Genomic DNA, 25140 nt, shown 5'->3' with positions numbered 1-25140 from the left:
GCAGCGCGGCGGCAGGAGGAACCCGTGACCACGGTCGTCTTCGTGCACGGCACCGGCGTCCGCGAACCCGCCCTGACGGCGCTGACCGCCCGGGTCCGCGACGGACTGCACCGCGCCGCACCCCGCACCCGTCTGATCCCCTGCGACTGGGGCTCCCACCACGGCGCCACGCTGGCGGCGAACGGCGCGAGCATCCCGGACGGCACGGGCACCCGTCACCGGCCCGACGCCCCGGCAGGCCCCGGCCGCCTCCCCCCGGCCGGCACGCCCGCGGACGCCGCCGCCGAGGCCGACGCCGCCGCGTGGGAACTCCTGTACGCCGATCCGTTCGCCGAGCTCCGCCTCGCGGGCGCCGGCGGCACACCGCCCGGTCCGGTGCCACCCCAGCAGGCCCCGCCCGACGCGGAGGTCCGCGGCCGTCTCACCGGCCTCCTCGCCGACCCCGCCGCGCTGGACACGGCCCTCGGGCTCACCGCCGCCCCGCATGGCGAGAGCGCCCTGCGCGCACTCCTGGACGCCCCCGAACTCACGGCGGCGGCCCGGGCGTCCGACGCCGACGCACTCGCGGAACTCACCGCCCGTGCCCTCGTCGCGCTGCTGCTCGCCGACGCCGCCGACACCGGGGACCCGCTCAGCCCGACCGCCGCCGGCCGGGACGCGGCCGTGGCCGTGCTCAGCACCCGGCTGGGCGGCCGTCCGCCCGGCTCCGAGCGCGGACCGGCCCGGCTGCTGCTGCGCGCGGTGACCCCGCTCGCCTCCCGCGCGGCCGTCCGCCGCCGCGCGGCCCTCACCCGCGCGACCCATCCGGCGGCGGGCGACATCCTCCGCTACCTCGCCCGCGGCGACGCCCACCGCGCCCACCTCGCCGACCTGGTCCGGGCCCAGCCCGCACCCGTCGTCCTGCTCTGCCACAGCCTCGGCGGCATCATCGCCGTCGACACCCTCGTCACCCACGCCCTCCCCCAGGTCACCCTCCTCGTCACCGCCGGCTCCCAGGCCCCGTTCCTCTACGAGACCGGCGCCCTCCCCTCGCTCCCCCACCCGCGGCCCCTGCCGCCCTCGTTCCCCCCGTGGCTCAACATCCACGATCCGCGCGATCTGCTCGCGTTCGCCGCACAGCCGCTCTTCCCGGCGCACGCCACCGACGTCCCGCTCGCCAGCGGACAGCCCTTCCCCCACTCCCACAGCGCGTACTGGACCAACCCGGCGCTGTACGAGGCCGTGGCCGGACGGCTGACCTGAGCTCATCCGTCCGCCCCCGGCACGAGGAGCACGATGACCGACCCGGCCGCGTCCCCCGACGACGTCCACGCGCTGGTCGTGGGGATCGAGACCTACGCCTTCGGGCCCCGCTGGACCCTCCCGGGCCCCTCCGACGACGCCCTGCGCTTCCGTGCGTGGCTGCTCGACCGGGGTGTGCCGGACGGCAACATCCGGCTCCATCTCGCCCCCGCGCCGGGCCACGCCCCCGACCTGCCCTACCGGCCCTGCGACCGCTGGGCGCTGCGCCGCACGCTCGTCCGGGAACTGCCCGCCGTCGCCTCCCGGATGCTGTGGGTGTTCTGGGGCGGCCACGGCTATCTCGACCCACGGGGCCGGCTGCGCCTGCTCACCGCCGATGCGTCGGAACGCGACGCGGTCAACATCGATCTGGACGACGTCCTCGCCTACTACGCCGGCACCGCCGTGCCCGGGCACCCGGAGCAGGCCTGGATCGTCGATGCCTGCGCGACCTTCGAGCACGAGCTGAACCTCGCCCTCGACCCGCCGACCGAGACCCTGCCGCAGGCCCGCCCCGCCGACCGCTCCCGTCAGGTCCATCTGCACGCGGCCCGCCGCGGACGCCGGACCCCCAACGCGCCGGCGGAGCGCACCGGCCGCTTCTCCGGCCTCGTCCTCACCCGGCTCCGGCTGCGCGCCGACGCGAGCACCCCGCTCGACCCGGCCTTCGTCGACGCCGTCGAGCACGCCGCCCGTACGGCCGACGGCGAGGGCACCCCCAGCTGGACCCGGCTGCGGGAACCCGGCCACGACGTCTCCTTCGGCTCGCTGGCGGAGCCCGGACGACCGGCACCCGCCACCGGCACGCACCACCCGGACGGCGACCACCCGGACGACACCGCTCGCACCACCGTCGGCGCCCTCGTGGAGGCGCTGTGCGGACGCCCCTGGGCGTCGGATCCGGACGTCCGGCAGAACCTCGTGGACGCCCTGCCCCGCCATCTCGGCGAGCATGTCCCGCGGTCCCGGACGTCCCGCGCGGACCTCGTCGGCATCGTCCTCCATCTCAGCCGGACGGACGGCGGTCTGGAGGCGCTGCGCGCGGCCCTGCGGATCGTCGACGGCTCGTCAGGAGAGCTTCCATGACGTGCCGTGACACAGCCTCAATTTCTGTTAACCTCACGCGTGACCTGGCCGCCGCGGCAAGCCGGGCGCGTTCACATCCGGTGTGCGATGGACCTCGACGTTGTCCAGGACCAGAGTCGAGGTGGATAACCGAAGTGCCCCAGTCGCCCGCGGAGTCTGCGGACCACCGGTCGTCGGATCTGCCCGACCTGGCGTCCGTGTCGCTGCACAATCTGCGCACCGCCGCACTCCCCGCGCCCGCCGAGCGGCTCCTCGACGAGGTCCGGCGCCCTCGTGCGAACGCGCTGGGCGGTTCGAACCCGGGCCGCGCCGAGTAGCGGCGGCAGCCGAGCACCACCCGGATCGGAGCAGGCATGAGTGCCGACTCGTCGTACCCCCGGCTGGCTCTGTCGAGCGAGGATCTCGCCGCTCTCGCCTCCGGCGGGGCCACACCCGCCGCGCTGACCTTCCTGGAGAAGGGCGAGCGGACCCGCCGGCTCCTGCTGTTCAGGGAGCTCCTCGACGCCCTCGACCGCCGGCCCGGGCTCACCGGGCCCATCGGCCGCTGGACGGACGCGTGGTCCCTGCTCGAACGTGCCGCCCGCACCGCTCCCGGGATCGCCGACGACCTCCTCACCAGTCCGCAGACCGGCACCTGGCTGGCCCACACCCTGCGCCGTCTCCACCGGGAACGACCGCGCCCGGACGCTCGGGCCGGCCTGTGGACGGACACCGGACGGCTCTTCGCGCTCGCCGCCACCGCCGCCCTGCGCTGCGGCATCGAGGCGGAGCTGCCGGTGCCGCTGCGCGCGGGCAGTCTGTCGCTGCCGGGGCTCGGGCTCGTGACGGCACCCGGACGGCATCCCGCGCACGGGGTGGGCCGACTGGCCGTCGGCCAGGGCGCGTTCACCCTGACCACGGATCGGGGCAGCACCCCGCGTACGTCCTGGGAGTCGCCGCCCGCCGCGCACTGGCGCCCGCTGCGGATCCTGCGCCCCGGCTCCGTCACCCTCGACGACCTCGACCCGTACCGGGACCTCGACGAGCCGGTGGCCCCGCAGCCCCTGTCCACGGAGGAAGCGGCGCGCTGGCAGACCCTGTACGCCGCGGCGCACGCCCTCCTCACCAGGGACGCGCCGGCCGGCTCCGACGCCCGGGCCCTGCGCGTCGCCGGCACCGTGGACCCGGGCCGCATCCGTACGATCGTCCCCTGGCAGCCCGGGGACACGGGTGCCGCCGACCCGCACCGCCCCCAGCTGTCCGCCTCCACCGGGGACGCCTACGCCTCCATGGTCATCTCGCAGCCGCCGGACGCCGTCCGGCTGGCCGAGACGCTGGTCCACGAGTTCCAGCACAGCAAACTCGCCGCGCTGCTGCACCACTTCCCCCTCCTCGACGACGACCGCGGCGAGCGCTACTACGCGCCCTGGCGCAGCGACCCCCGCCATCTCACCGGGCTCCTGCACGGCGCCTACGCCTTCACCGGGGTCGCCGGCTTCTGGCGGCTGCGTATGCGCGACACGGAGAGCGACCCGGTCACCCGGGAGTCCGCCGCGTACCACTTCGCCCTGCGCCGGCTCCAGGCCCGCCTGGTCGTACGGACGCTGTCCCAGTCGGAGCGGCTGACCGCGCACGGCGAGGCCGTCGTCGACGGCCTCGCCGGGACGCTGGCCGGCTGGCTGCGCGAGGAGGTGCCCGCCGCCCTCCTCTACCGGGCGCGCACCGCGGCGCGTCTGCACCGCACGGAGTGGCGGCTGCGCAACCTCCGGCCGCCGCACTACGTCCCGGTCCCCTCGGACAGTTCCTGGCCGGACCCGCGCACCCCCGGGTTCGCCCGGGTCGCGGAGCGCCCCGTGACCGCCGACGAGCTCCTGGCCGCGGGCCACCCGGCCGCCGCCCTCCCCCTGTACCTGCGGGCCGCCACCGGCGATCCCGCCGCCCGCGCCGGGGCGCTCGTCTCGACCGCGCTCGCCCATCCGGGCCGCGCGGCGGCCGCGGCCCTCGCCCGCCCCGAGCGGGCCCAGCTGCCCACCCCGCGGGAATCCTGACCCGCCCGGCCCTCCTGACCCCAGGACGCCGAAAAGGCCGTATCGGAGCTTCCGATACGGCCTCTGACCTGCTGTTCCAGCAAGTCGGGACGACAGGATTTGAACCTGCGACCCCTTGACCCCCAGGAGTGAGGGTCGGAGGTATTTTCTGGATATAGCAGACTAAACAGGGCGCAGGATGCGTGTGGAAGGCTCCCCCGTGCACCATCGCGCACGCCGTGTGGTCCCCAACTGGTCCCCACTCGCAGCCATAGCTCTGTCGCCAGAGCGTGCCGTCCCGTGCGGCCTGCTCGAAGTAGTCTGTGTGCTCACACCGTGTCCGAGCATGTCCCCACCTCGGCTGTCGATACCGCACAATGTGCAGCCGCCCTACCCCTGCCGCCAGCGGTGCGTAGGAGACGCCGGAGCGCGCCCCGTCGCACACGATGACCGTGATCGCTGCCAAACCCCACCTCAAACCGTCAGAGCCAGCCGTCCACCGCCCGTGTTCAGGACCCTTCACGGAGCGGTCCGACAGATGGTCTCCGCACAAGAGACCGCGAGAGATCTGACTGAACCGCCACGACAAAGGGATTTCCCGGCGGACAATGTCCGGAGAGGAGGACGAAACAGGTGAGTGAAGAGCGAGCTGTGGCAGGCTTCGGTCTGGCGGAGGCGATCGGTATCTTGCGTGACGAGTTGCTCGCGGCCCGCGAGGCAGGTGCGGGGGCAGCGGTGCAACTTCCCATCGATTCCATGACGGTCGAGCTGACAGTGACCGCGTCGCGGTCCGTGGATGGCAAGGCGGGGTTCAAGGTGCCGTTCGTCGAGGTCGGGGGTGGCGGAACTCTCGGACGTGGCAACGAGCAGCGGGTGACGGTCACCTTCGGGAGCCCGGTGGACGCGCAGGGCAGGCCCGTCAAAGTCGCCCGCGGCGGCGGTGAGTTGAAGGACTGACGCAGTGACCGGTGTCCCGTGGTCGGAGCGTCTGGTCGAGGTGATAGCGGACATCGGTCCGGCCGGCTTCCGTTACGGATCCGGCTGCGTGGTGACCGGTAAGACCGTGCTCACCGCCGCGCATGTCATCTTCGACGCGGTGAGCGTCACGATCCGCGACACCCATAAGCGGTCCTACCCGGCCAAGGTCGACGCCGAGTTCATGGGTTCGCCCGAAGGCCCCGCCCCGGACCTCGCGCTGCTGCAGGTCGATGACCTTCCAGGCGACGGATATCCGCCGCTGACCCTCGGACGGGCGGTGAGGGACGGCCAGACACCCGTGGTGATCGAACGTTGCCACGCATTCGGCTACCCGGGGTTCGCCGAGACCTCTGAGCCACGGCCGGCTCGGGACAGCGTCCACGCGGTCGGCGTGATCGCTCCCCTGTCCAAGCTCTCCCGTGGTCTGTTGAGCATGGTGGTTTCCCTCGAACCAGCAACGCTGAGTCCGCAATCTGCGTCGGCCCGGTCAGGGGAGTCGCCCTGGTCAGGTATGTCCGGCGGCCCTGTCGTCGCCGACGAACGGCTTCTGGGTGTGGTCATCGAGCATGCCCTCGCCGAAGGGTCCTCGACCGTCACCGTGCTGCCGCTGACCGCGTTGGAAGCGGACCGAGACTGGCCCCTCTGGGGGCCGGGTGTCCCCGATCCGGCGGCGTGGTGGCGGCGGCTCGGCGCGGTCGATGGTCCGGCACACCTGCAACCCGTGCCAGCGCCGTCCGCGACGCATGCCGCAGACCCCCGCAAGTCAGCGTACGAGTCCCAGGTGGAACGGATCGCCCCGGCGGAACTGCTCGGCCGCGCGGAAGAATTGGATGAGCTGTCCAGGTTCTGCACGCAACCCGACAGTGACACGTACCGGTGGCTGCGAGCGGGTGCCTGGGCCGGCAAGTCGGCTTTGATGTCATGGTTCGTTCTGCACCCTCCTCCGGCCGTCCGGGTGGTGTCGTTCTTCGTCACCGCCCGCTTCGCCCGCCAGGACGACCGGGTTGCCTTCGCGGAAGCCGTGCTGGAACAGACCCTTGCGTTGCTTGGGCATCCGGTGCCCCCGCTGCTGACCGAGACGACCCGTGACGCGCATCTGCTGGCCAAGCTCAACGAGGCTGCGGCCGTGTGCCGGGCGCGCGGGGAGCGGCTGGTGCTCGTCGTCGACGGGCTGGACGAGGACCGCGGTACCGACGGTCACAGCATCGCCGCGCTGCTGCCGGAGCGGCCGGTCGCCGGGATGCGCATCATCGTCACCGGCCGCCCCAACCCGCCGCTGCCGCCCGATGTGAACGGGCACCATCCGCTGCGCGATGCCACGACGGTCCGGACCCTGATCCAGTCCCCCCACGCCGCGTCGACCAGGGCTATCACGCAGCAGGAGGTCAAGCGGCTCCTTGCCGATCCGGCCGACCGAGATCTGCTGGGATTCATCGCTACCGCCGGTGGCGGCTTGACGGTGCCGGACCTCGCCGAGCTGACCGACCGGCTCGCCTGGCAGGTCGAGGATCGCCTGCACGCCACGGCCGGACGGACGTTCGGCACCCGAGCGGGCACCTGGCAGCGGGAGGACACCTACGTGCTCGGCCACGAGGAACTCCAGAACAGAACCGTTGACCTTCTCGGCGGGCAAGCGCTGGAGGACTATCGCCGACGGCTTCATCTCTGGGCCGACGCCTATCGGCGACGCGGCTGGCCCGAAAGCACCCCCGACTACCTGCTGCAGGGGTATTTGAGTCTCCTGCAGACCGGCGACGACGTGACACGGCTGGTCGGTCTTGTGACCGATCCGGTCCGTCAGGACCGGCTTCTAGCACGCTCCGGTGCCGATAGCGCGACCATGGCGGAACTCACCATGGCGCAGGACTTGATCCTGGCACAGGACGTCCCTGATGTGACATCCATGGCGACCGTCGCGGTACACCGTGACGTCTTGGTGCGTCGCAACCGCAGTATTCCTGCGGAGCTGCCCATGTTGTGGGCTCAACTCGGCTTCTTCGCGCGTGCCGAGGCGCTGGCCCAGTCGATCAGCGACGAGGAGCAGCGCGCGGAAGCAATGCAGTTGATCGCGGCCGCCATGGAGACGACTAGCTCCAGGCCCCAGGATCCGGCCGCCGCGGCGCTGCCCGCGCCGACCCGGTGGGCACCTGTAGGCGGCACAACCACTGACGACGCCGGGCTGATGGACGACGCCGGGCTGGAGCAGGACGTCCATGCGCTGATCGTGGTTGCTCAAAGGGTCAGCGGTGCCGAGGAGAGGTGGTTCGACGCGGCGGAGGTCATAGCGTGCGCCGTTCGGGACCCCGAACGGCGTGTGAACTTGTGGAACTCCATCCTCTGGGCACGAGGATCAGCCGTCGCGCCCCGGGAATTCTCCGCGCCGTCCGACTCTGTGCTGGCTTCGGCCTTCCCACCAGCCCATCTGTCCGATCGTGTTGCCCGGCGGTTCCTCGCCATGGGCGACCTCGATCGGGCGGAGGCGGTCGCCGAGGCGCTCCAGCAACACAGTCCCTGGTACGGGTACCTCGCCGACGTGGTCGAGAGCGCCGTGCGGGAAGGCGATATGGATCGTGCCGAGAGGATCGCTCTGGGCCCGTTGAACGGTGACCGCAGGTCCGGGGTCCTGAACCGATTGGTCAAGACAGCCGTGGCGACGGGCGCGCCGGCCGGCGCCGAGGTCAGCGCCCACGCGTTGTGCGAGGTCGACGGCGACCCAACGGCTCTCGTCAGCGTCGGGGTGGCCCTTTGGGAGATAGGCCGGGCCGAACACGCCCGAAGACTGCTCGATGAGGCGCTGGAGGCCGTGACGCGGTTGCCGCAATACTTCCATTCCGCACGTGCGTTCGCGGACGTGCTGCGGGCCATGGCAGCGACCGGCAACCTCGAACGCGCCGTGTCCGAGGCCAGTGCCTGCCAGGAGGAGACGACCAGACAGTACACGTTGCTGGCTGTGGCAGAGGCCGCAGCCGACTGCGGTGATGACGAGATCGCCATTGCACTGGCCACCGACGTGGTGCGGGGAGCGGCGAAGTCGGCGAAGGCTCCCGAGAAACTGTACGACGCGGTCAGCCTGCTGGCTCGCCTGGGCCGGGCCGACGAGGCTTTGGCTGCGACCCGGGCGTTCGCCGATCGTGAACTCCGAAAGCATGTGCTGGTCCGCGTTGTCGCCAGCGTGCTGGATGCCGACGACCTCGGGTCGGCCACGGAACTTTGTGGCCGGATCACGGACCCGACGACCCGAGACACCTTGCTGCCGGGCTTCCTCCGGGCGCATCTGCGGGCTCACGACCGCCCGGCGGCACTGGCCGTCGCACAAAGGTTGGCCGGCTCACCGGCCCTCGACGAGGCGAAGGTAGCCGCACTCGTCCAAGCGGCCCTCGACGAGCTGGCCTTCGATGTCGCCGAGGTTCTGGTGACCAGCGTTCGCCAGCCCGATGCCCAGGTACGGCTGAGGATTAGCATGGCGAGGGCAGCCGTCGTGGCAACGGCCCCGGAGCACGCCCGGGAGCTTCTGGAGGCCGCGGAGGCCGCCGTGCGCTCTAGACCGGACCCGGGGTGGCGGGCGGCAGCGCTGACTGCGGCGGCCTGCGCGCTTGTGCAGCATGGCGATGCCGAAAGGATCGGGATGCTGGTGCGACGAGCCGAAGTCGCTGCTGGCCAGGTCCTGGACCCGGCAGCGCGCTCGACTGCGCTCGCCGATGTCGCCGCCATGGTCATGGCCTCGGGAGACTCCGTGGACGCGGACCGGATCTTCGGGGAGGCTGCACGGGTCTTCCCCATTCCCTGTACGCAGGTCGAACGACTCGCCTCGGCCGCCATGGCGGCGGCCGATCGCGGCCATCCGGTCGCGGCCCAGCGGCAGGTTGCCGCGCTGAGCGGTCTCACTCCGTGGATCACCGACCCGCACAACCGGCTCTATGCCGAACAAGCGCGACTGGTTGCTGCCATCCACATCGGCGATCTCGGGCAGGCCGAGGCCGCCGCTTGCGCCATCGAGCACCCAGACCAACGAGCGCTCGCTCTCACGGATGTGGCACGTGCCCTGGCCCTGGCCGGACAGCCAGGCCCGGCCACCACCCTCGCCCTGACAATCACAATCCCGGACCGGCAGGCTGACGCGCTCACGGACGTGGCTCGGGTGGCTGCGGCTCGCGGCGACTTCGGCCCCGCTGAACGCGCGGCTCACGCAATCACCCTCCATAGCGCCCAGGCGCCAGCCCTGGTGGCCGTTGCCTGGGAATCCGCACGCTCCGGTGACCTCGTCCGCGCGGAGCGACTCGTGGCTGCCATCGCCGACCCGGCATGGCAGCAACTCGGCCTCAGCGCGGTGCATGACCACCGCAGCACGCAGCAAACCACGGCATCCGAACAGCGCCCCACGACTACTGCCCCGCCGCCGAACACGGCAGACACCGACACCCCGCAAGAGAAGCAAGCTGAAGCACTGCTGCGCCGTGCCGACTCCACACCCGATGATCCGTCCGCCGTGCGACTCCTCGTCGAGGCGCTGCGCATAAGCCCGTGCCCATCGGTGCTGGCTTCACTCAGCCGGGTCGCCCCTGCTGCTGCGCGGGCCGCCGCCGACACACTCCTGACACTGCTCCAATAGTTGTCTGTGACCTGGCTGCTGCCGTTCGTCGGGACAGGTGGCAGCGGCTGCGCGACGACCACCAGGTGTCTGTAAGTCCGGAGCCTGATCGTCGAAGCCGTCATGACAGCCGAACGCGGTACGCGGCGCAGAAGCGGGCCAGCGCCCGGTGCAGGTCGCGCGCATCACCACCACGAAGCGCCGGGGCCTCCTCCAGATTCACAAACGCGAGCAGGCACACCTTCCCCAGCAACTCAACCAACCCAGCCCCAGCCGCGTGGCCCGTGTCCAAGATCCCGCGGTAAAACTCCGTCGCAGCGCCTGACAATGAGGCCGGAAGGCTGACGTCGGTCAAGAGGTCAACTTGCCGGGCGCATCCCCTCTCTCCCGAGATCCTCACCACGGTCGACGCTGCGATGCAGATCCGTGCACCGGCCACTGGTCCCCAGAGCCGGTCCCCAAGTCAACCTCGCCGAGATTTCGACCCAGTTGGAGGAGACTCTCGTGTCGTCCGACGGGGCATCCGCACCCCACGTCCGAGGACCACCCCCGGTCAGGAAGCGGATTCGCCAGTGCCGGTCACAGTGTGATGACTCGCGACTCTCCGCCTGAGCTCGCGGTTGGTGTCCTGCCATTGCCAGGAATCACTGCTGGACCACTCTGCTTCATCATCCGGCTGCCAGGCGGCCAGTTCGTCCAGGCGAGCGGTCACCGTGGAGGTGTCGGTGTCGGAAATTCCGTTGCCGCGGTCGAGTCGCTTTTTGATGTCGTGCAGTTGGTGAGCCGCACGGTAGTAGGACAGTTGGGTGTCGCCGAGCCTGCGCAAGGCGTAGCCGCCGCACTTGCTGCACCAGTCGAAGTCGGTGCGCGCCATGAGGTCGGCGACCGTCAGAAGGTCATCGCCGGCCACAACCGCGCGTTCGTGAGCGTGCCAGCACAGCGGCGAGTGGCCCTTGCCCTCGATCAGAGGGTTGGCATTGGTGGTGTAGAGCTGGACTGCGGCCAAGGGCCCCAGAGGGAGGCCGCTGCCGCTTCGCCAACGGTCGCTGCCGGGCTGCCGGAAAGGCGCGAGGCTGAGGCGGTCCTCGGCGAGCAGCCCGTGCCATACGGCCACCGGCAGCCCGCCAGGCCGTCCGGCATCCAGGCTTCGCAGGTCGTGGGCGCCGCGCGCCATGGCCAGCAGGCGAAGATTCAGGTTCCGGTCTTCGGTGGCATACGTCTGGCGAAGGGTCCGGCGTGTGCCCTCGGCAAGACCCAGCCCTTCGCCGAAAGTCGGATCGTGGACGCCCTGGCCGCGACCGGACAGCTGGGCCTCACTCGCCTCCGGCTCGGGACTGCGTTCCGGCTCCTCCGGGGCGAGCACGCTTCCGGGCAGGTCGCGGGCCCCTGCTATGAGGACGCCCAGCCACCCCTTGGCCAGCCGCTTCTCGACGGTGTCCAGAGGCAGTACTTCCGCTCCCCCGCTCGCTGAGAAGACAAGGTAAAGCTCGTCGGCACCTGGCCCGAGTGTGCGCAGCGCACGGAGGTGATCGAGGGTCACCGGGCGCCGGTCGAAGACGGGGGTATCGTCAAAGACACCCGGCCGAACGAGGCCCGGCTCCCTTCCTGGACCGCGGTCGTGTTCAGGCAGATCCGGAGCTGCGGCGGCGGGACTGCACGGAAGGCTGCTCGCCGGGCTCAGCAGCCGTTCGGCGATGGGATCGGGCACTTCCAGGGTGAGGATGCCGCTGCCCCAGTCGGCATGGACAGTCCACCTGAGCAGCACCCCGAGCGTCCACGTATCCAGCCCGTCCAGGAAGTCCCGGACACCATGACGTGGCAGGGCTTCGGATGCTTCCGGCATCTGCGCCGTCAGCCGGCGCCCCGGCGCCCGGTCGGTCGGCGTCGCCGCCTGGGCCTGTTCCTCCCAGGAGGCGATCAGGCGCGCTGCCTCGGCTCGGGCCTCGTCGTAGCCCTTCCGATTGCTGCGCATACCTCGCACGATCTCGTACGAAAGGTACGCACGTGTCCCCGGCCCTTCCCAGGGCCGCCCGGCCGCGCTCTGCCACCGGTGCCACAGGTCCACCAGGGCCCTGGACACCCGGCTGTTATCGCCGAGCACCGCGAAAGCCGGATCCGCGTGCGGAAGCTCGGGCGTGGGGAGGGCCGTTGCGGCAGCAGCCACGACAAGCTCCTCCGGGTCCACGAACCGCGCCGCCTGTGCCCGAAGCGTCTCCAGGTACCGCGTCTTGACCGTCAGTGACGGCTTCGCCCACTCCTCTAGCCAGGGAAAGTGAGCAAGGACAGCCTGTGCGCGATGCAGGCTCCGTGCCGCGCCGCGCCAGTGGGTAAAGATCAGACCGCGCAGCGCCTCCGCATCCTCACGTGCCTCCCGCAGAGATATGCCGGCCTCCGCCTCCGCCTCGTCATCATCGGGGTCGACATCCTGTTCACTACGAAGAAGTTCGGCGGCATCCCGTACCCCGCGATCGGTCCAGCGTTCGTCCTCGTCCGGCTCCACGTAGGACTGCAACTGGTACAGCAGCCCGGTTCCGCCGAGAGCCCCGAGGAACATGCCCAGCCCGGTACCCGGCCGGCCCCAGGCACCCCATGCCGCGCACCGCGAGCACAACCGCCGCAACATCGCCCTCTCCAGCGGCACATCGGCGGTCCTCACATCGGACGTGCGCAACTGTCCGCACCGCCCCGACACATGCAGACTGGCCCCCTTACTCCTGGCCGAATACACGGTGACCAACGAACCCTCGAACGGCCCGAGCGGAACGTCAGCCAACGACAGCTCGATACCCACAAGTCCCCCTGACTCTTCGCCTCGACAACTCGAACCCCGCAACACCGCAACCCCTTCCACGCACCAAAACGGTGCCGCGTCCAATCTTTGAACGACGCGCCGTCTCATCACTTGCATGCTCTTCATCAACACCGACACTGCGAGGCCACTGCGTGCACGATGCACTGGTCCCCAGTTCTGGTCCCCAGACCGACGAGGCGTTCTCCCCCTCACCAGCGAAGCGCCGAAGATGCCCCACCACAAACAAGGTGATCGCAATGTCCGTCAACGAACGCAGACAATGATCAGGAGAACCGCCGGTTTGGCCAACTGGCGATCCCGTGTTATAGCCGCCAGGCATAACCGACGACGGGGTCGCCCAAGTGACGAATACAACAGACAGCATCCGAGCACTCGGCAGCACGTTCGAGCCGACCGAGGGCGCCCAGCCTCCGCCCGTATGCGGGGACGTTTCTGATCACGGCAGGACGTCACGCTCAGAAGACCTGCCGAGAGCCGGTCCCCAAAGAGGGCAGAGAGGGGCGCCGAAAACTGAACGTTGAAGCGGAACTCCACGACGTCGTCGGCTCAGCGGCGACCCATCTCCTCTACACCGCACGAACGCAGCCCTCGACTACCGACACCGAGACAGAGCAGGTGCCTTCTAAGCGCTTACTCTGAATTCTTGCTCCGATAGCCCCGACCTCGACACCCAGAGGCTTTGCGTGAAGTGATCTTGTCCGGTTTCATCCGGTGAGGCCATTGACAGGCCAGTGGCCGACGGTAGTCGCGGGCCGTTTGTCGGAGGGCGGCGCGATGTTCTTCTGGCCGTCCTGCCGGTGAAGGCCGATGGCCAGGTTGCGGTGACTGGCCATCGTGCGGGGCGGTTGAGCGGTACGGATCTTGGAGTCGTCCTCGCGGAAGGTCCGGTCACGGACGTGGTGGAGGGGGTTCTCGATCCCCCAGTGGCCCCTGATCCAGGAAGCGAGCTGGGCGCTGGTGGCCGCGCCGGGCGGCAGGCTGGTGATCAGGTAGATGCGTTCGATGGTCAGCTTGCCCGAGCCTTGGTCTCGTCTCCGGCGCACGACGTGGAGGGCCTGGCGGACGTCGGGGTAGTCGAGGTGGGCGAACGCGGCGGTCTTCAGCCGTCGGCTCTGGTCGCGGTGGTGGGCCCGGGTGCGCTCGTAGTGGTCGAGTGTGATCTCGCGCCAGGGCAGGGTGCGGACGCGGTCGAACAGGCCGGGGTGGTTCTTCTTCACGACGACGATGTAGTGAGCTCCTTGTGAGCGCAGGTAGGTGCCGTGGCCGTGCTGGGTGTGCAGGGCGTCCGCTGTGATCACGGCATGGGTGAGGTCGGCGCTGACGGGCGAGCAGACGGCGCACCGTCGCCGGGTGCGGGACCACCACCGGTCAGGGGATCCGGGGCGAAGCCGAGGGCGCTCACAGCCCAGCGCGGTGCGTCCGTGATCCACTCACCGATCGCAGCCAGGGAGCGAGCGCCGGCCAGCACGGCACCGCTGCCGCTGCCAGTAGGGCGGACAGCAGATACAGTCGGCCCCTGCGGCCTCGCAGGCCAGGGGGCACCTCGTCCAGGAAAGGAGCCTCTTCAGCTTCCCTCTTTGCTTCCCCGCCCCCCAGTGGCATCTGCTCGAGCGGGGGCAGCGGCAGCAGGCGCGAGGCCCAACACCCGGACTGCCGGCGTTGTTGCGCCCTACAATCCGCTTCGGAACGGGGAGGGTTCAGTGGTTATAGCGCTCGTTGTCGGCATGAGTACCTTCGACGCGAAGGACCGCGCAGAAGACAACCCGCTTGGGCCGCCCCCGCTGAGCCCCTTGCCTTTCATTCCGCCCGTCATCCATGAGATCGCGGCCGCGTTAGACGCCCAGCCGGGCGTATCGCTGTGCGATGGCGGCCCTCGGCTCGATCTTGCTCACGCTCCCCTGGAAGACGCCTGGCGCGAAGCCTACTCGGCCTCAATCTACAGCGGTTCAGGGCTAATCGTACATTTTGCCGGACACGGAATCAAAGGCGCGACCGACCACTCTCTGTATCTGGCGGCACGTGACACCGACCCCGCTTCCCCCGCCTGGACGGCCATCGACATAGACAGATGGCTGAAGCAGGCAGAGAGCACACAAAAGGGGCCACCGGTCCTATTCCTTCTCGACGTCTGTGATGCCGGCCGCGTCCCGAACCAGCAATGGCTGCAGGGTCTGTCGGCAAACCGACGGCGGGCCTGGGTGATCGCCGCCAGTTCCGACAGTGGCACGGCATACGGAGGGCGTTTCTCACGCGCCACCGTCTCTGTGCTCAAGCGGCTGAAGGCAGGCTGGCTGGACCTCTCCCCCAGCTTGCGGCATGTGCCGATGGAGACCTTCGCACAGGAGATCGACCGAGAACTGGCCCGTCTTACCGAGGCCGAAGACAAGCCGCCGCAACGGGTGACGCGGACGGCGCATACCGAAGCCGACGCCCCGGTACCGCCCCTCCTCAAGAATCCCGCCTTCCGGGAGACTGCTGCCGGCCGTTTCCGGCAGCACGTCGAAAGTGGCTTGTGGCAGTTCGCCTCAGCCGCCGACCCCGCGCTCGACGTCGTGCACTTCGTCTCCCGGGCGTCGGGCAGCCCGCTGCAGCTGGACGTCACCCGGCGCTGCTTCTTCACGGGACGCCATCGGCAACTACAGCAGCTCAAGGACTGGTTGGAGGCGGACAGTCGGAAGCAGAAGATACCGGTGAAGTCGCTGATGGTGGTGACTGGCAGTCCGGGGTCCGGGAAGTCGGCACTGCTCGGCGTCGTCACCTGCCTCGCGCACCAGAAATTGCAGGAGGTGTCCGGGCCGATCAGAGCGTGCGTGCCCCGGTATCTGCGGGTCGAGCGGCAGCGGATGCTCGCGGCTGTGCACGCCCGGCAGCGGACTCCGTCCGATGTCCTGACATCGATCGCCAACCAGTTGGGGCTGGGTCCTGCGCCTTCGCAAGGCTGGAGTGCCGACATGCTGTTGGATCGCCTGTACCGGCTGGCGTTGAGTGATTCGGTCATTGTGATCGTTGATGCTCTGGACGAGGCGTCGCTGGACCAGGAACTCCTCCGTTCGGTCTTGCTGCCCCTCGCTCGGGCTCCGCAGATCGGACAGGGCATGCCGGTGTGCAAGGTCCTGGTCGGCGTGCGCCCCTGGTGGGATCAGTTCCCCGAACTCCGTGTGGACTCACCGCAGTCGGAGGTTATCGACCTCGATCGGGCGCCGGAAGCGGAGCGAGAGGGGGAGTTGGGTGATTACCTGACGGACCTGCTGGAGGAGGTACCTGCCTATAGCGGCCCGGGCACGTCTGCGGTGCGCGAGGGCCTGGCCCGCGCGGTGGCGCCCAAGCTCAACCGGTTGCGGCACGGCGGCGGGTTCCTTCTCACCTCCCTCTTCGCCCACTATCTCGCGGAACTCGGCACCTCCCTAACGGTGGGCGAAGCGTTGCACCGGGTGCCCGACAACCTGCCGGGCATGCTCGAACTACACCTGGGCATCCTGGCCCGTGACCGGCCCACCCTCCGTCCAGTGCTCTCGGCGCTCGCGCATGGCCTGGGCCAGGGAATGCCGCTGGAGATCATTCAGGCCGTGGCGGGAGCGCTCACCCTGCCAGGGCAGGAGGCCCCCAATCTCGACGACACCCAGGACGCGATCGAGGCGATCTCCTTCTACATCCGCTCCGCCGTGGACACCGACGGCCGCAGGCTCTACCGCTTCTTCCACCAGAGCCTCACGGACTACCTCGCATCCGCTGCGGACCACCACGCTGTCTTTGAGGCCGTGCTGGGCACGGTGCCTGGGCGGGACGAGCATGGCGAACGCATCTGGGATCTCGCGCTGCCCTACGTACTGCGGCATGCCGCTCAGCACGCCGTGGCCGCGGAACGGTTCGACGAACTGCTCAAGTCGCCCGGCTTCCTGGTGCATGCCGACCCCACGATCCTGAAAACCCAGTCCCCATACGCCCGATCTCTGCGCGCCCGTCAGGTCACCCAGGTGATTTCCTCGGCGCTGGTGCCTCGCACTGATCCCGACTTGCGCTGGCAGTGGCTGCGCAACAACGCGGTCACCGCGCACGAGGACTGGCTCGTGCGCGGTCTGGACACCCTGCGCGGCATCGATACGCAAGACCTGCCGTCCGCCGCGCTCGCCCTGCAGTGGGGTTCCCGGATCCGGGAACCTGGATGGAGCAAGGTTCTACTCGATGCCGCGTTCGCCGAGACAGATGCGGGCCCCATCGCCGTGACAGCGCATGCGGACGGTGATGTGCACCTGTGGGACACCGAGACCGGCGGAGTACTGCAGTCCTTGATCGAAGGTGGTGACGAGACGACTGCGCTCGCAGCGGGCTCGGTCCACAACACTGCTGTGGTGGCGACCGGCGACACCACAGGGAAGTTGACCCTGTGGAGCGTAGACCGGCGCATTGCCTGGACCGCGTCGCTGTTGTACGAGGTGATCGCCATCGCGATTGGCACGCTGCGCGGAAAGCTTGTGGTGGCCGCGGCCACAGCACGGGATATCACGTTGTTCTCGGCGACGGGTGACCGTCTGTGGAGCGTGGATTTAGAAGAGATGTGGCTCAGATCGGCAGGCCGGGACGCCGACTGGGACCTGCAGACTCTGCTCGAGATACCGGAGTGCACGGCGGTCGCGGTCGCCGAGTTCGACGGAGTACCCGCTGTGATCGCCGGCACCTCGGTGGGCACCGTCGAGCTGTGGGATGCCGACGGCAGCAACCACCGCAGCCAGCAAGTGCACTCAGGCGTCGTGCACTCCGTCGCCCCCAGCCGAGATGGAATGACCCGGCGTGTCCTGGCCTGTTCGTTCGGCAGCGTCAAAGTGTTGGACGCAGAGGACGGAAGCGCGAGGGAACTGTCCGTGGGCCAGGGGCAGGGCAGGGCCGTCGCTGCTTTCGACGCGGCCGGTGACGAGTACGTCGCTGTCGGATGTGGGAACCGCCTTGAGATTCACTCACTCCGTGACGGCTCCGTACGCGCCCACCCCTGCCCCGAGGAGACCACCCTGCGGGTCCTGTCCGCGTCCGGGCCACGGCTGCTGGCAGTCGCCGAGTCGCTGCGACACGATGCCATCGTCCTCAACCGCATCGATTCCGCAGGCCGGTTCGCGTCATGGGAGGGGCACGACTGCAACGTGATCTCTGCTGGCCTGGTCGGTCATCAAGGGCAGCAGTTCGCGGTGAGCCTAAGCAACGACGGCGTCTTTCACACCTGGGACGTCGAGGATGGGCTGTGTCTGTACTCAGGCCGCACCGCCGACGCGGTGTTCGCCATCGCGGGCACAACGAACGGCACACCGGTTGCCGTCCTCTACGACAGGCAGGGCAGCTGCAGAGCCGTCGGCATGATCGACGGCTCGGTGCAGCGCAGTTGGACATGGCCCACGGATCTCATGGACCTTTCCTGGTTCCGCTACCGGGGCGGAGACGTGCTGTGCGGGTGGGACCCGTATGATGGCCTGCTCGTCGCGGACGCCGCCCGCCCCGAGAAGGTGCGGACGTATCACGCGGTAGGCAGTCTGTCGGCATACACGGTCGGCGACGTCGGCCCTCTCAGTGTCATCGCCCTGGCCACCAGTGACGGCTTCGTCAAGGTGAAGTCCGAGACAGGGACGCAGACGTTCGCCTACGACACGGAGCAGACCGCGCTCGCGCTGGGCCTCAACGCCGACAGACCAATCCTGGTTGCGGTGTCGTCCGAGGGACTGATCACCGGCCGCGATCTCCTTGACGGGCACGAGGTGTTCTCCCTCCCAACTGGCCACTCAGACGTGCTGTCCGTCGATACGATGGCGCATGGCCAGTCGTTCTACGCCGTGTCCGCCTCCCCCGACGGAACCATCAGTGTCTGGGCGCCGTTTGACGATGTTCAGCAGGTCGGGCAGGTCGAGGTCTCCGGCGAACTGAGCTCGGTGGTCGTCTCCCGCAAGGGGGTCTTGGCCGCCTTCGGGTCCCGCGTCTCATACTTCAGCTGGCTACGGACAGGAGGACAGCAGGAGTGAAGCAGCACGACGTCGTCATGGTGCACGGGGTGCGGAACTGGCGCCCCGGCATTGCCGCCGATAAGGCAGCGGCAGAACTCGCCGGCGACTGGGCTGTCCGGCTCGCCGCCGGGTACCGGGACGCCGGTCTCGGGCACATGGCACTGCCCCGAATCCACGCTGCCTACTACGCAGACCTGCTCAACGACGCGGAGAAGCAGTCCGCTTCGCACGGGCTGGACGACTTGGGGCCGGCCGAGACCGAGCTCCTGATGTCGTGGCTGCGTGCGGCGGGACTGCCGGAAGAACCTCCTGAGGGCCAGGCATGGGGCACGATGCCCATCCGGCAGGCACTCGACTGGTTCGCCCGGCGGCGCGGTACGTCGGCGGATCTGCTGGCGCGGATCGCGGTCGCGCTGCTGCCGGAGGTGTACGGCTACCTCTCCTCGCCGACACGCCGCACAGCTGCACGCCAGGTGGTGGCGAAGGCAATCCAGACGTCCGGGGCACGGGTCGTCGTCGCCCACTCACTCGGATCAATCGTCGCCTACGAGGCCCTCCACGCCTTCCCTCTGCCCCAGATCGAATATCTGCTCACGCTCGGCTCCCCGCTTGGGCTGCCGGGGGGCGTCTTCGAATCCCTGGACCCGGCGCCAAAAAACGGCCGCGGCAGTCGCCCCCCTGGCCTGGCCCGGTGGGTCAACATCGCCGACCCGGGAGACTTGGTTGCAGTGCCGCGTCGGCTGGGTGACCGATTCAACGTCGACAGCCATCAAGAAGCGCACATAGCTGCCATCGACTTCCACACCATGGGCAGCTACCTGAACTGCGGCTTGACGGCGGCAGCCTTGGCCCCTTATCTGTCCTACTGATCACAGCTGCGTGCACCGCATTACATGCCGCGAAGATGCTCAGCCCGCAGCTCCCCTGTGGCGTCAGTGTCCTCGTCGACCGCATATCCGCGAGGTGATCAGTAGCAAGATTGATCTTTGTGGTGGTTGGCTGCCTCAGAGGCCGGGATAGCTTGCGTGGTTCCGGGATGTCGTACCCCTACACGTCACGAAGCCAGTACCCGGTCACAGCAGCTCTCCGCCTGATCTCCTGGAACTCCTCTACGTCGACGATTTCCACGGAGGAGTGCATCGCAAGCGTGTGGGCGTCTTCCGTGGCACGAATTCCCCTCCTTCGCCCTGCTGCTGAACAGCGCCGACCTCACCCATGCCGTGATCACAGCGGACGCCCTGCACACCCAGCACGGCCACGGCACCTACCTGCGCTCACAAGGAGCTCACTACATCGTCGTCGTGAAGAAGAACCACCCCGGCCTGTTCGACCGCGTCCGCACCCTGCCCTGGCGCGAGATCACACTCGACCACTACGAGCGCACCCGGGCCCACCACCGCGACCAGAGCCGACGGCTGAAGACCGCCGCGTTCGCCCACCTCGACTACCCCGACGTCCGCCAGGCCCTCCACGTCGTGCGCCGGAGACGAGACCAAGGCTCGGGCAAGCTGACCATCGAACGCATCTACCTGATCACCAGCCTGCCGCCCGGCGCGGCCACCAGCGCCCAGCTCGCTTCCTGGATCAGGGGCCACTGGGGGATCGAGAACCCCCTCCACCACGTCCGTGACCGGACCTTCCGCGAGGACGACTCCAAGATCCGTACCGCTCAACCGCCCCGCACGATGGCCAGTCACCGCAACCTGGCCATCGGCCTTCACCGGCAGGACGGCCAGAAGAACATCGCGCCGCCCTCCGACAAACGGCCCGCGACTACCGTCGGCCACTGGCCTGTCAATGGCCTCACCGGATGAAACCGGACAAGATCACTTCACGCAAAGCCCCTGGCTCGACACTGCCCACATCGGCGATTTCGCCGAGCAGAAACAAGGTCGTCGAAACTAAAGGTGGGATCATCGAGGCCCTACCCTCCGACGGCCTCACCCTCCTCAGCACCGCCAACCTCACGGGTATGCCCGAGCGTACCGGCTCCCGCCTCATCCCCTATTCCCTGGACGCACTGTCAGCATCTGCGCCGCCGGATCGCTCTCGACGACCAGGGCTGACTCTCCTACGCGGGCACATCTCCCGGCGAAGCGGTCTCTTCCTCATCGTCACCAGCGTCTTCGTCTGGTGAGGTAGCAGCTTCGAGAGCCGCCGCCACGAGTTTGGTGAGGGTGTTTCGGTATGCCTCCGCATGTTCGGCAAGTACATCGACGACAGCCGCCGTACCGAATTCGTCAGCATCAACGTCTGTGGGAGCTTCGGCTTCGCCACCCCGCTGAAGGGCTGCTGCTCGTTCCGGCAAGTGGGCCGCATATCGCAGGACGGCCGACTCCTCCGCGGTGAGATACCGGTAGTTCGTTAAATCCGGCGGTGGTGTGGGTTGACGACGGGTTGAGTTGGTCGTAGGCCGGTGATAGGGGCCAACTGCACTGCTGGGGGCTGAAGATGACCGCTCGCCGTCCGTGTCCGCCTGCGCCGGGGCCGCTGGAGGACTACGCGGCCCAGTTCGACGACCTCTTCTTCAGCCTGGCCCAACGGCGAGGATTTCGTGAGTATCTGACCGGGCTGCTGGCGCCTCGAGAGCGGAACAAGACGATCACCTGCCTGGCAGGGGCGGAGCCGGTGGCGGGTGCGGGGATGCCGGGGGTGCAGCGGCTGCAGTTCTTCCTGTCCGAGTCGCCCTGGGAGGCCGAGCAGGTCAACGACCGGCGGCTTGAACTGCTGCGCAAGGAGCCGGCGACGGCTCCGCACGAGGGCGGGGTGATCGTGATCGACGATTCCGGGGACCGCAAGGACGGCACGGCGACCGCGAATGTGGGGCGGCAGTGGCTGGGCCGGTACGGTAAGACGGACAACGGCATCGTCACGGTGACCACGGTGTGGACCGACGGCCGTGTGTACTACCCGCTGCACGCGACTCCCTACACCCCCGCCCACCACTTCGCGCGTGGCCGGTCCGATCCGGCTTTCCGTACGAAACCCCAGCTGGCCGCTGCCCTCGCGGCCCGGGGGAAGGCGGCCGGCTTTTCCTGCCGGGCGGTGGTCGCCGACTGCGCCTACTCCGTCAGCGACGACTGGTATCTCGCACTGCGCGAGGCCGGCCTGGCTTACGTGGTCGCGCTCAAGCCGCACCGCGGTACCTGGGCCCGGGCCGACCAGCCGCACACTCCCATCGAGGCCGCACATGCCCTGACCTGGCGTGATGCCAAACGTCCCGGCGACTGGACACCCGTGGAGCGGCACTTCCGCGACGGGCACAGTGAGACCTGGTGGGCAGCCGATGCCCGCCTGGGCGGCTACGGCCCCGACTCACCCTGCCGCCTGGTCGTGGCCACCACCGACCCAGCCGCCCTGCCGGACAAGGCCACCTGGTATCTGGCCACCAACCTGCCCCACCCCGACGCACCCCACCACGCCACCAGCCCGCACCCGCCCGCCGACCTGACCGAGATCGTCCGCCTCTACGGACTGAGGCCGTGGATCGAACAGAGCTACAAGCAGATCAAGGACGAACTCGGCTGGGCCGACTTCCAAGTCCGCTCCGACCGCGCCATCCGCCGCCACCAGACCCTGGTCAACTGCGCCTTCTCCTTCTGCTGGGATCAGTGGTTCACCCCACCCGGGCCCCTGGACGCCAGCGCGCCGGACCCGTGCCCCGACGAGGGACCAGAGAGGGGGACCAACCGGACACCACCAGCCCCAACAGCCCTGCTGGCCCAGGGCCTTACGGGCCATCCGGTCCTGGCTCACCCCCGCCATCACCCTCAACCGGTGGTGGCAAGCCTGGACGGACAAGGACCCGCCCCCCGACCTCCAGGCCCTGATCGACGCGGTCACCACCGGACACGGCATTGACCTCTACCGCCGAATTTAACGAACTACCGGTAGCCAAACCGGCGTTTCCGGAGACGATTAATACACCAACGTCCGCGCCCGAGCACAACCCCACAGATCTAAGCACTGCCGAAGGCATGTTGCCGCCGCCTGCCGGAAATCCGCCGCGCGTTCTCCGTTCGCGAACTGTGCTGTCCGTCTCTGGACTCTTCCGTAGATCCGTCTAGTGTTCCGTACTCCCCCGGGAATAGCCGCACTTGCCCAATGAACCAATAGCAACCATTGCCAACAGCGAACCGCATCGCGATAAGGAGACCACAGCGAACCCTGCAACTCCTCACCATCATGCCGTCTCGCCTGATAGCCAAGCGCTACTCCTCACCAGCGCCTGGTATTCAACCAGCGACCTCGCCGCCTGCCTGCGAGTGGACGCCTCAACCCTGCGCCGCTGGCGCACCGCCCAGCCACCCCAGGGGCCGCCATTCGTCACGGTCTCGGAACGCGTCGTCATGTACAGCGCCCTCGACGTCGAGGAATGGCTGTGCCACCGACGTACCGTCCCGGCCAAGGAGTGCAATGGCAGATAAGGCCACCGTTCCCGTCGGTGTCCGGCTCTCCACCGACATCGAATACCGTCCCGATCGCCCCACGCCGTATCGGGCACGCGTCCGATGGACCGATCCGACCAGCAAACGCCGCCAGTCACTGTCCGAGGGAAAGGACAGCGAAGAAGACGCTCAGGAATGGCTCCAGTCCATCATCGAGGCCGCAGAAGCCGGCCTGAACCCCTCTCAGGCCACCATGAAGCTCGCCGAATACGGCGAAGCGAACATGGACCTCGCCCTGCGCGGCCTGGAGTTGAAAACGCTGGACCCCTACCTGTCAGGGTGGCGGATGCGTGTGGTCCCCGCCCTGGGCCACCTAGCGGTACGGATGATCACCAATGGTGTCGTCGACCGCACCGTGCAGAACTGGATCGCCGACGAGCACAGCCGCTCCACGGTCAAGAACACCATCGCCGTCCTGGTCCGCGTCATGGAACAGGCAGTCCGCGACGGCATCATCAAGGTCAACCCCGCCCGGGTGACCGGCTGGCAGAAGCTCTACAAGCAGGCCGAGGACGAACTCCTCGACCCACGCGCGCCGGCCCGACTGGGAGACCCTCATCGCGCTGGCCGACGCGCTCGTGGCCGCCTCCCACGACCAGTACCGCGGCTGGGCAGACGTCGTCGTCGTCGCCGCGTGCACAGCCGCACGGATCGGTGAGGTCTCAGGCTGCCGCGTCGGGGACATCGACACCAGCCAGTGGATCCGGACCGTGCGGCGCCAGACCACCCCCGCGCCCGGCGGGCTGACCGACAAGGGCACCAAGGGCAAGCGGGCCCGCAAGGTTCCCATCGTCCAGGAGATCCGCCCCCTCGTCGCCCAGCGCGTCCTGTCCGCCGGCTCGAATCCCGATGCCCGCCTGTTCACCGGCCCGCGCGGCGGACGCATCTCCACCGCCGTCCTCCGCGACGCCACGCACTGGGACGACGTGGTCACCAAGCTCGGCTACGAGCACCTGCGCCGCCACGACCTCCGGCACACCGGACTGACCTGGTTCGCCGACGCAGGCGTGCAGGTCCACGTCCTGCGACGCATCGCAGGCCACGGCTCCCTGACCACCACCCAGCGCTACCTGCACCCCGACGTACACAAGATCACGGCCGCCGGGGCGGCGCTCTCCGCCCACCTCAGCGTGCTGCGCGCGCCGCGCTCGCTGCCGAGCCCGATTGTCGTGACCCGCTGACCTCGGTCAAGGGCGCCGGTCCCCATCTGGTCCCCAAGAATAATCAAGGGCCGGTTTCGGATGCCTCCGAAACCGGCCCTGACCTGCGACTGTCTCCAGTCGGGACGACAGGATTTGAACCTGCGACCCCTTGACCCCCAGTCAAGTGCGCTACCAAGCTGCGCCACGTCCCGGTGCGCCATCGTCGCGGAGTTCCGCGTGATCGCGCGAACAGCACTTTACCCCACGACGGGCGCCGCACCGAAAGGGAGCCGGGCGCGCGACAATCGGGCGTATGGACCGAAGGGACCGGGACGGCGAGGGGCGGGCGCGCAGCGCGCGGCCCCGGGACGGATTGGGGCGGCCGTTGCCGTACGGGGCGCAAGGGGTGGCGCGGCAGCCCGAGGGGGTCGTGCGCGGCCCGGAGGAGACCGTCGCCGAGGCGCAGGCGCTGCTGGACGCGGGGAAGCCGTTCCACGCGCACGAGGTCTTCGAGGACGCCTGGAAGACCGGCCCCGAGGCGGAACGCGGGCTGTGGCGCGGGCTCGCCCAGCTCGCGGTCGGGCTGACCCACGCGGCCCGGGGCAACCTCACCGGCGGTCCCCGGCTGCTGCGGCGTGGCGCCGGGGCCGTGGAGGAGTGGGCGGCGGGCGCGGGGGCGGCGCGGACGCACGGGATGGACCTCCCGGGGGTCGTCCGGTGGGGGCGTGCGCTGGCGGACGAGGTGGAGCGGACGAAGGCGTCGGTGGACGCGGGGCGGTGTGCGCCGCGGTTGCGGTGACTCCCGGTCCGGTCACCGT

Annotated in this window: 16 protein-coding genes and 1 tRNA gene; 13 read left to right on the top strand and 4 right to left on the bottom strand. The window is 69.2% G+C overall.

The genetic code is table 11. The features are described 5' to 3' along the window. Positions 1–24 precede the first annotated feature (24 nt). From ACYQ8Q_RS38580 to ACYQ8Q_RS38555, 6 genes are all read left to right on the top strand, one after another. A complete protein-coding gene (locus tag ACYQ8Q_RS38580) occupies positions 25–1242 on the top strand; it encodes a hypothetical protein (RefSeq protein ID WP_460071335.1) in 1218 nt (405 codons plus the stop codon). 33 nt (positions 1243–1275) lie between these two features. Continuing rightward, positions 1276–2367: an effector-associated domain 2-containing protein gene (locus ACYQ8Q_RS38575; RefSeq protein ID WP_460071334.1), complete on the top strand. Its 1092-nt coding sequence runs from the start codon at positions 1276–1278 to the stop codon at positions 2365–2367. A gap of 134 nt (positions 2368–2501) precedes the next feature. Next, positions 2502–2684, top strand: coding sequence for an aldo/keto reductase (locus ACYQ8Q_RS38570; RefSeq protein WP_460071333.1), 183 nt, complete (start codon positions 2502–2504; stop codon positions 2682–2684). A gap of 36 nt (positions 2685–2720) precedes the next feature. After that, positions 2721–4394 (top strand): HEXXH motif domain-containing protein, encoded by a 1674-nt coding sequence (locus ACYQ8Q_RS38565; RefSeq protein ID WP_460071331.1) that lies wholly within the window; start codon positions 2721–2723, stop codon positions 4392–4394. 612 nt (positions 4395–5006) lie between these two features. Further along, positions 5007–5330, top strand: coding sequence for a trypco2 family protein (locus ACYQ8Q_RS38560; protein WP_460071330.1), 324 nt, complete (start codon positions 5007–5009; stop codon positions 5328–5330). A 4-nt stretch (positions 5331–5334) separates the two neighbouring features. Then, positions 5335–9960: a trypsin-like peptidase domain-containing protein gene (locus ACYQ8Q_RS38555; RefSeq protein WP_460071329.1), complete on the top strand. Its 4626-nt coding sequence runs from the start codon at positions 5335–5337 to the stop codon at positions 9958–9960. 100 nt (positions 9961–10060) lie between these two features. Here ACYQ8Q_RS38555 and ACYQ8Q_RS38550 read toward each other — a convergent pair whose 3' ends face one another. The 3 genes from ACYQ8Q_RS38550 to ACYQ8Q_RS38540 all read right to left on the bottom strand — a co-directional run bounded on the left by ACYQ8Q_RS38550 (position 10061) and on the right by ACYQ8Q_RS38540 (position 14049). Continuing rightward, complete coding sequence (locus tag ACYQ8Q_RS38550; protein ID WP_460071328.1) at positions 10061–10294, bottom strand: hypothetical protein; 234 nt, start codon at positions 10292–10294, stop codon at positions 10061–10063. Positions 10295–10492: 198 nt separating this feature from the next. Next, a complete protein-coding gene (locus ACYQ8Q_RS38545) occupies positions 10493–12730 on the bottom strand; it encodes a hypothetical protein (RefSeq protein ID WP_460071327.1) in 2238 nt (745 codons plus the stop codon). A 725-nt stretch (positions 12731–13455) separates the two neighbouring features. Beyond that, positions 13456–14049 (bottom strand): ISAs1 family transposase, encoded by a 594-nt coding sequence (locus ACYQ8Q_RS38540; protein ID WP_460071324.1) that lies wholly within the window; start codon positions 14047–14049, stop codon positions 13456–13458. Between the two features lie 426 nt (positions 14050–14475). Here ACYQ8Q_RS38540 and ACYQ8Q_RS38535 point away from each other — a divergent pair, with 426 nt between their 5' ends. The 6 genes from ACYQ8Q_RS38535 (at position 14476) to ACYQ8Q_RS38510 (ending at position 24361) form a co-directional block, all read left to right on the top strand. Continuing rightward, positions 14476–18750 (top strand): AAA family ATPase, encoded by a 4275-nt coding sequence (locus tag ACYQ8Q_RS38535; RefSeq protein ID WP_460071326.1) that lies wholly within the window; start codon positions 14476–14478, stop codon positions 18748–18750. Continuing rightward, positions 18747–19601, top strand: coding sequence for a serine peptidase (locus ACYQ8Q_RS38530; RefSeq protein ID WP_460071325.1), 855 nt, complete (start codon positions 18747–18749; stop codon positions 19599–19601). The genes ACYQ8Q_RS38535 and ACYQ8Q_RS38530 overlap by 4 nt, the downstream gene beginning before the upstream one ends. Before the next feature lie 351 nt (positions 19602–19952). Further along, on the top strand, positions 19953–20546 hold the full coding sequence (locus ACYQ8Q_RS38525) for an ISAs1 family transposase (RefSeq protein ID WP_460071324.1): 594 nt from the start codon (positions 19953–19955) through the stop codon (positions 20544–20546). Between the two features lie 637 nt (positions 20547–21183). After that, positions 21184–22593, top strand: a complete 1410-nt coding sequence (locus tag ACYQ8Q_RS38520; protein WP_460071323.1) for an IS701 family transposase — start codon at positions 21184–21186, stop codon at positions 22591–22593. Positions 22594–23148: 555 nt separating this feature from the next. Then, complete coding sequence (locus tag ACYQ8Q_RS38515) at positions 23149–23838, top strand: hypothetical protein (protein ID WP_460071322.1); 690 nt, start codon at positions 23149–23151, stop codon at positions 23836–23838. Next, positions 23759–24361 (top strand): tyrosine-type recombinase/integrase, encoded by a 603-nt coding sequence (locus ACYQ8Q_RS38510; RefSeq protein ID WP_460071321.1) that lies wholly within the window; start codon positions 23759–23761, stop codon positions 24359–24361. The genes ACYQ8Q_RS38515 and ACYQ8Q_RS38510 overlap by 80 nt, the downstream gene beginning before the upstream one ends. A gap of 99 nt (positions 24362–24460) precedes the next feature. Here ACYQ8Q_RS38510 and ACYQ8Q_RS38505 read toward each other — a convergent pair. Continuing rightward, positions 24461–24534: transfer RNA gene (locus ACYQ8Q_RS38505), tRNA-Pro, on the bottom strand. Positions 24535–24635: 101 nt separating this feature from the next. Here ACYQ8Q_RS38505 and ACYQ8Q_RS38500 point away from each other — a divergent pair. Further along, entirely contained in the window at positions 24636–25121 is a 486-nt protein-coding gene (locus ACYQ8Q_RS38500; RefSeq protein WP_460071320.1) for a DUF309 domain-containing protein, read from the top strand. The last annotated feature ends 19 nt before the right edge of the window (positions 25122–25140 follow it).

It is taken from the genome of Streptomyces sp. YKOK-I1 (genome assembly GCF_054660435.1).
This window is presented reverse-complemented; position numbering and strand designations above follow the sequence as displayed.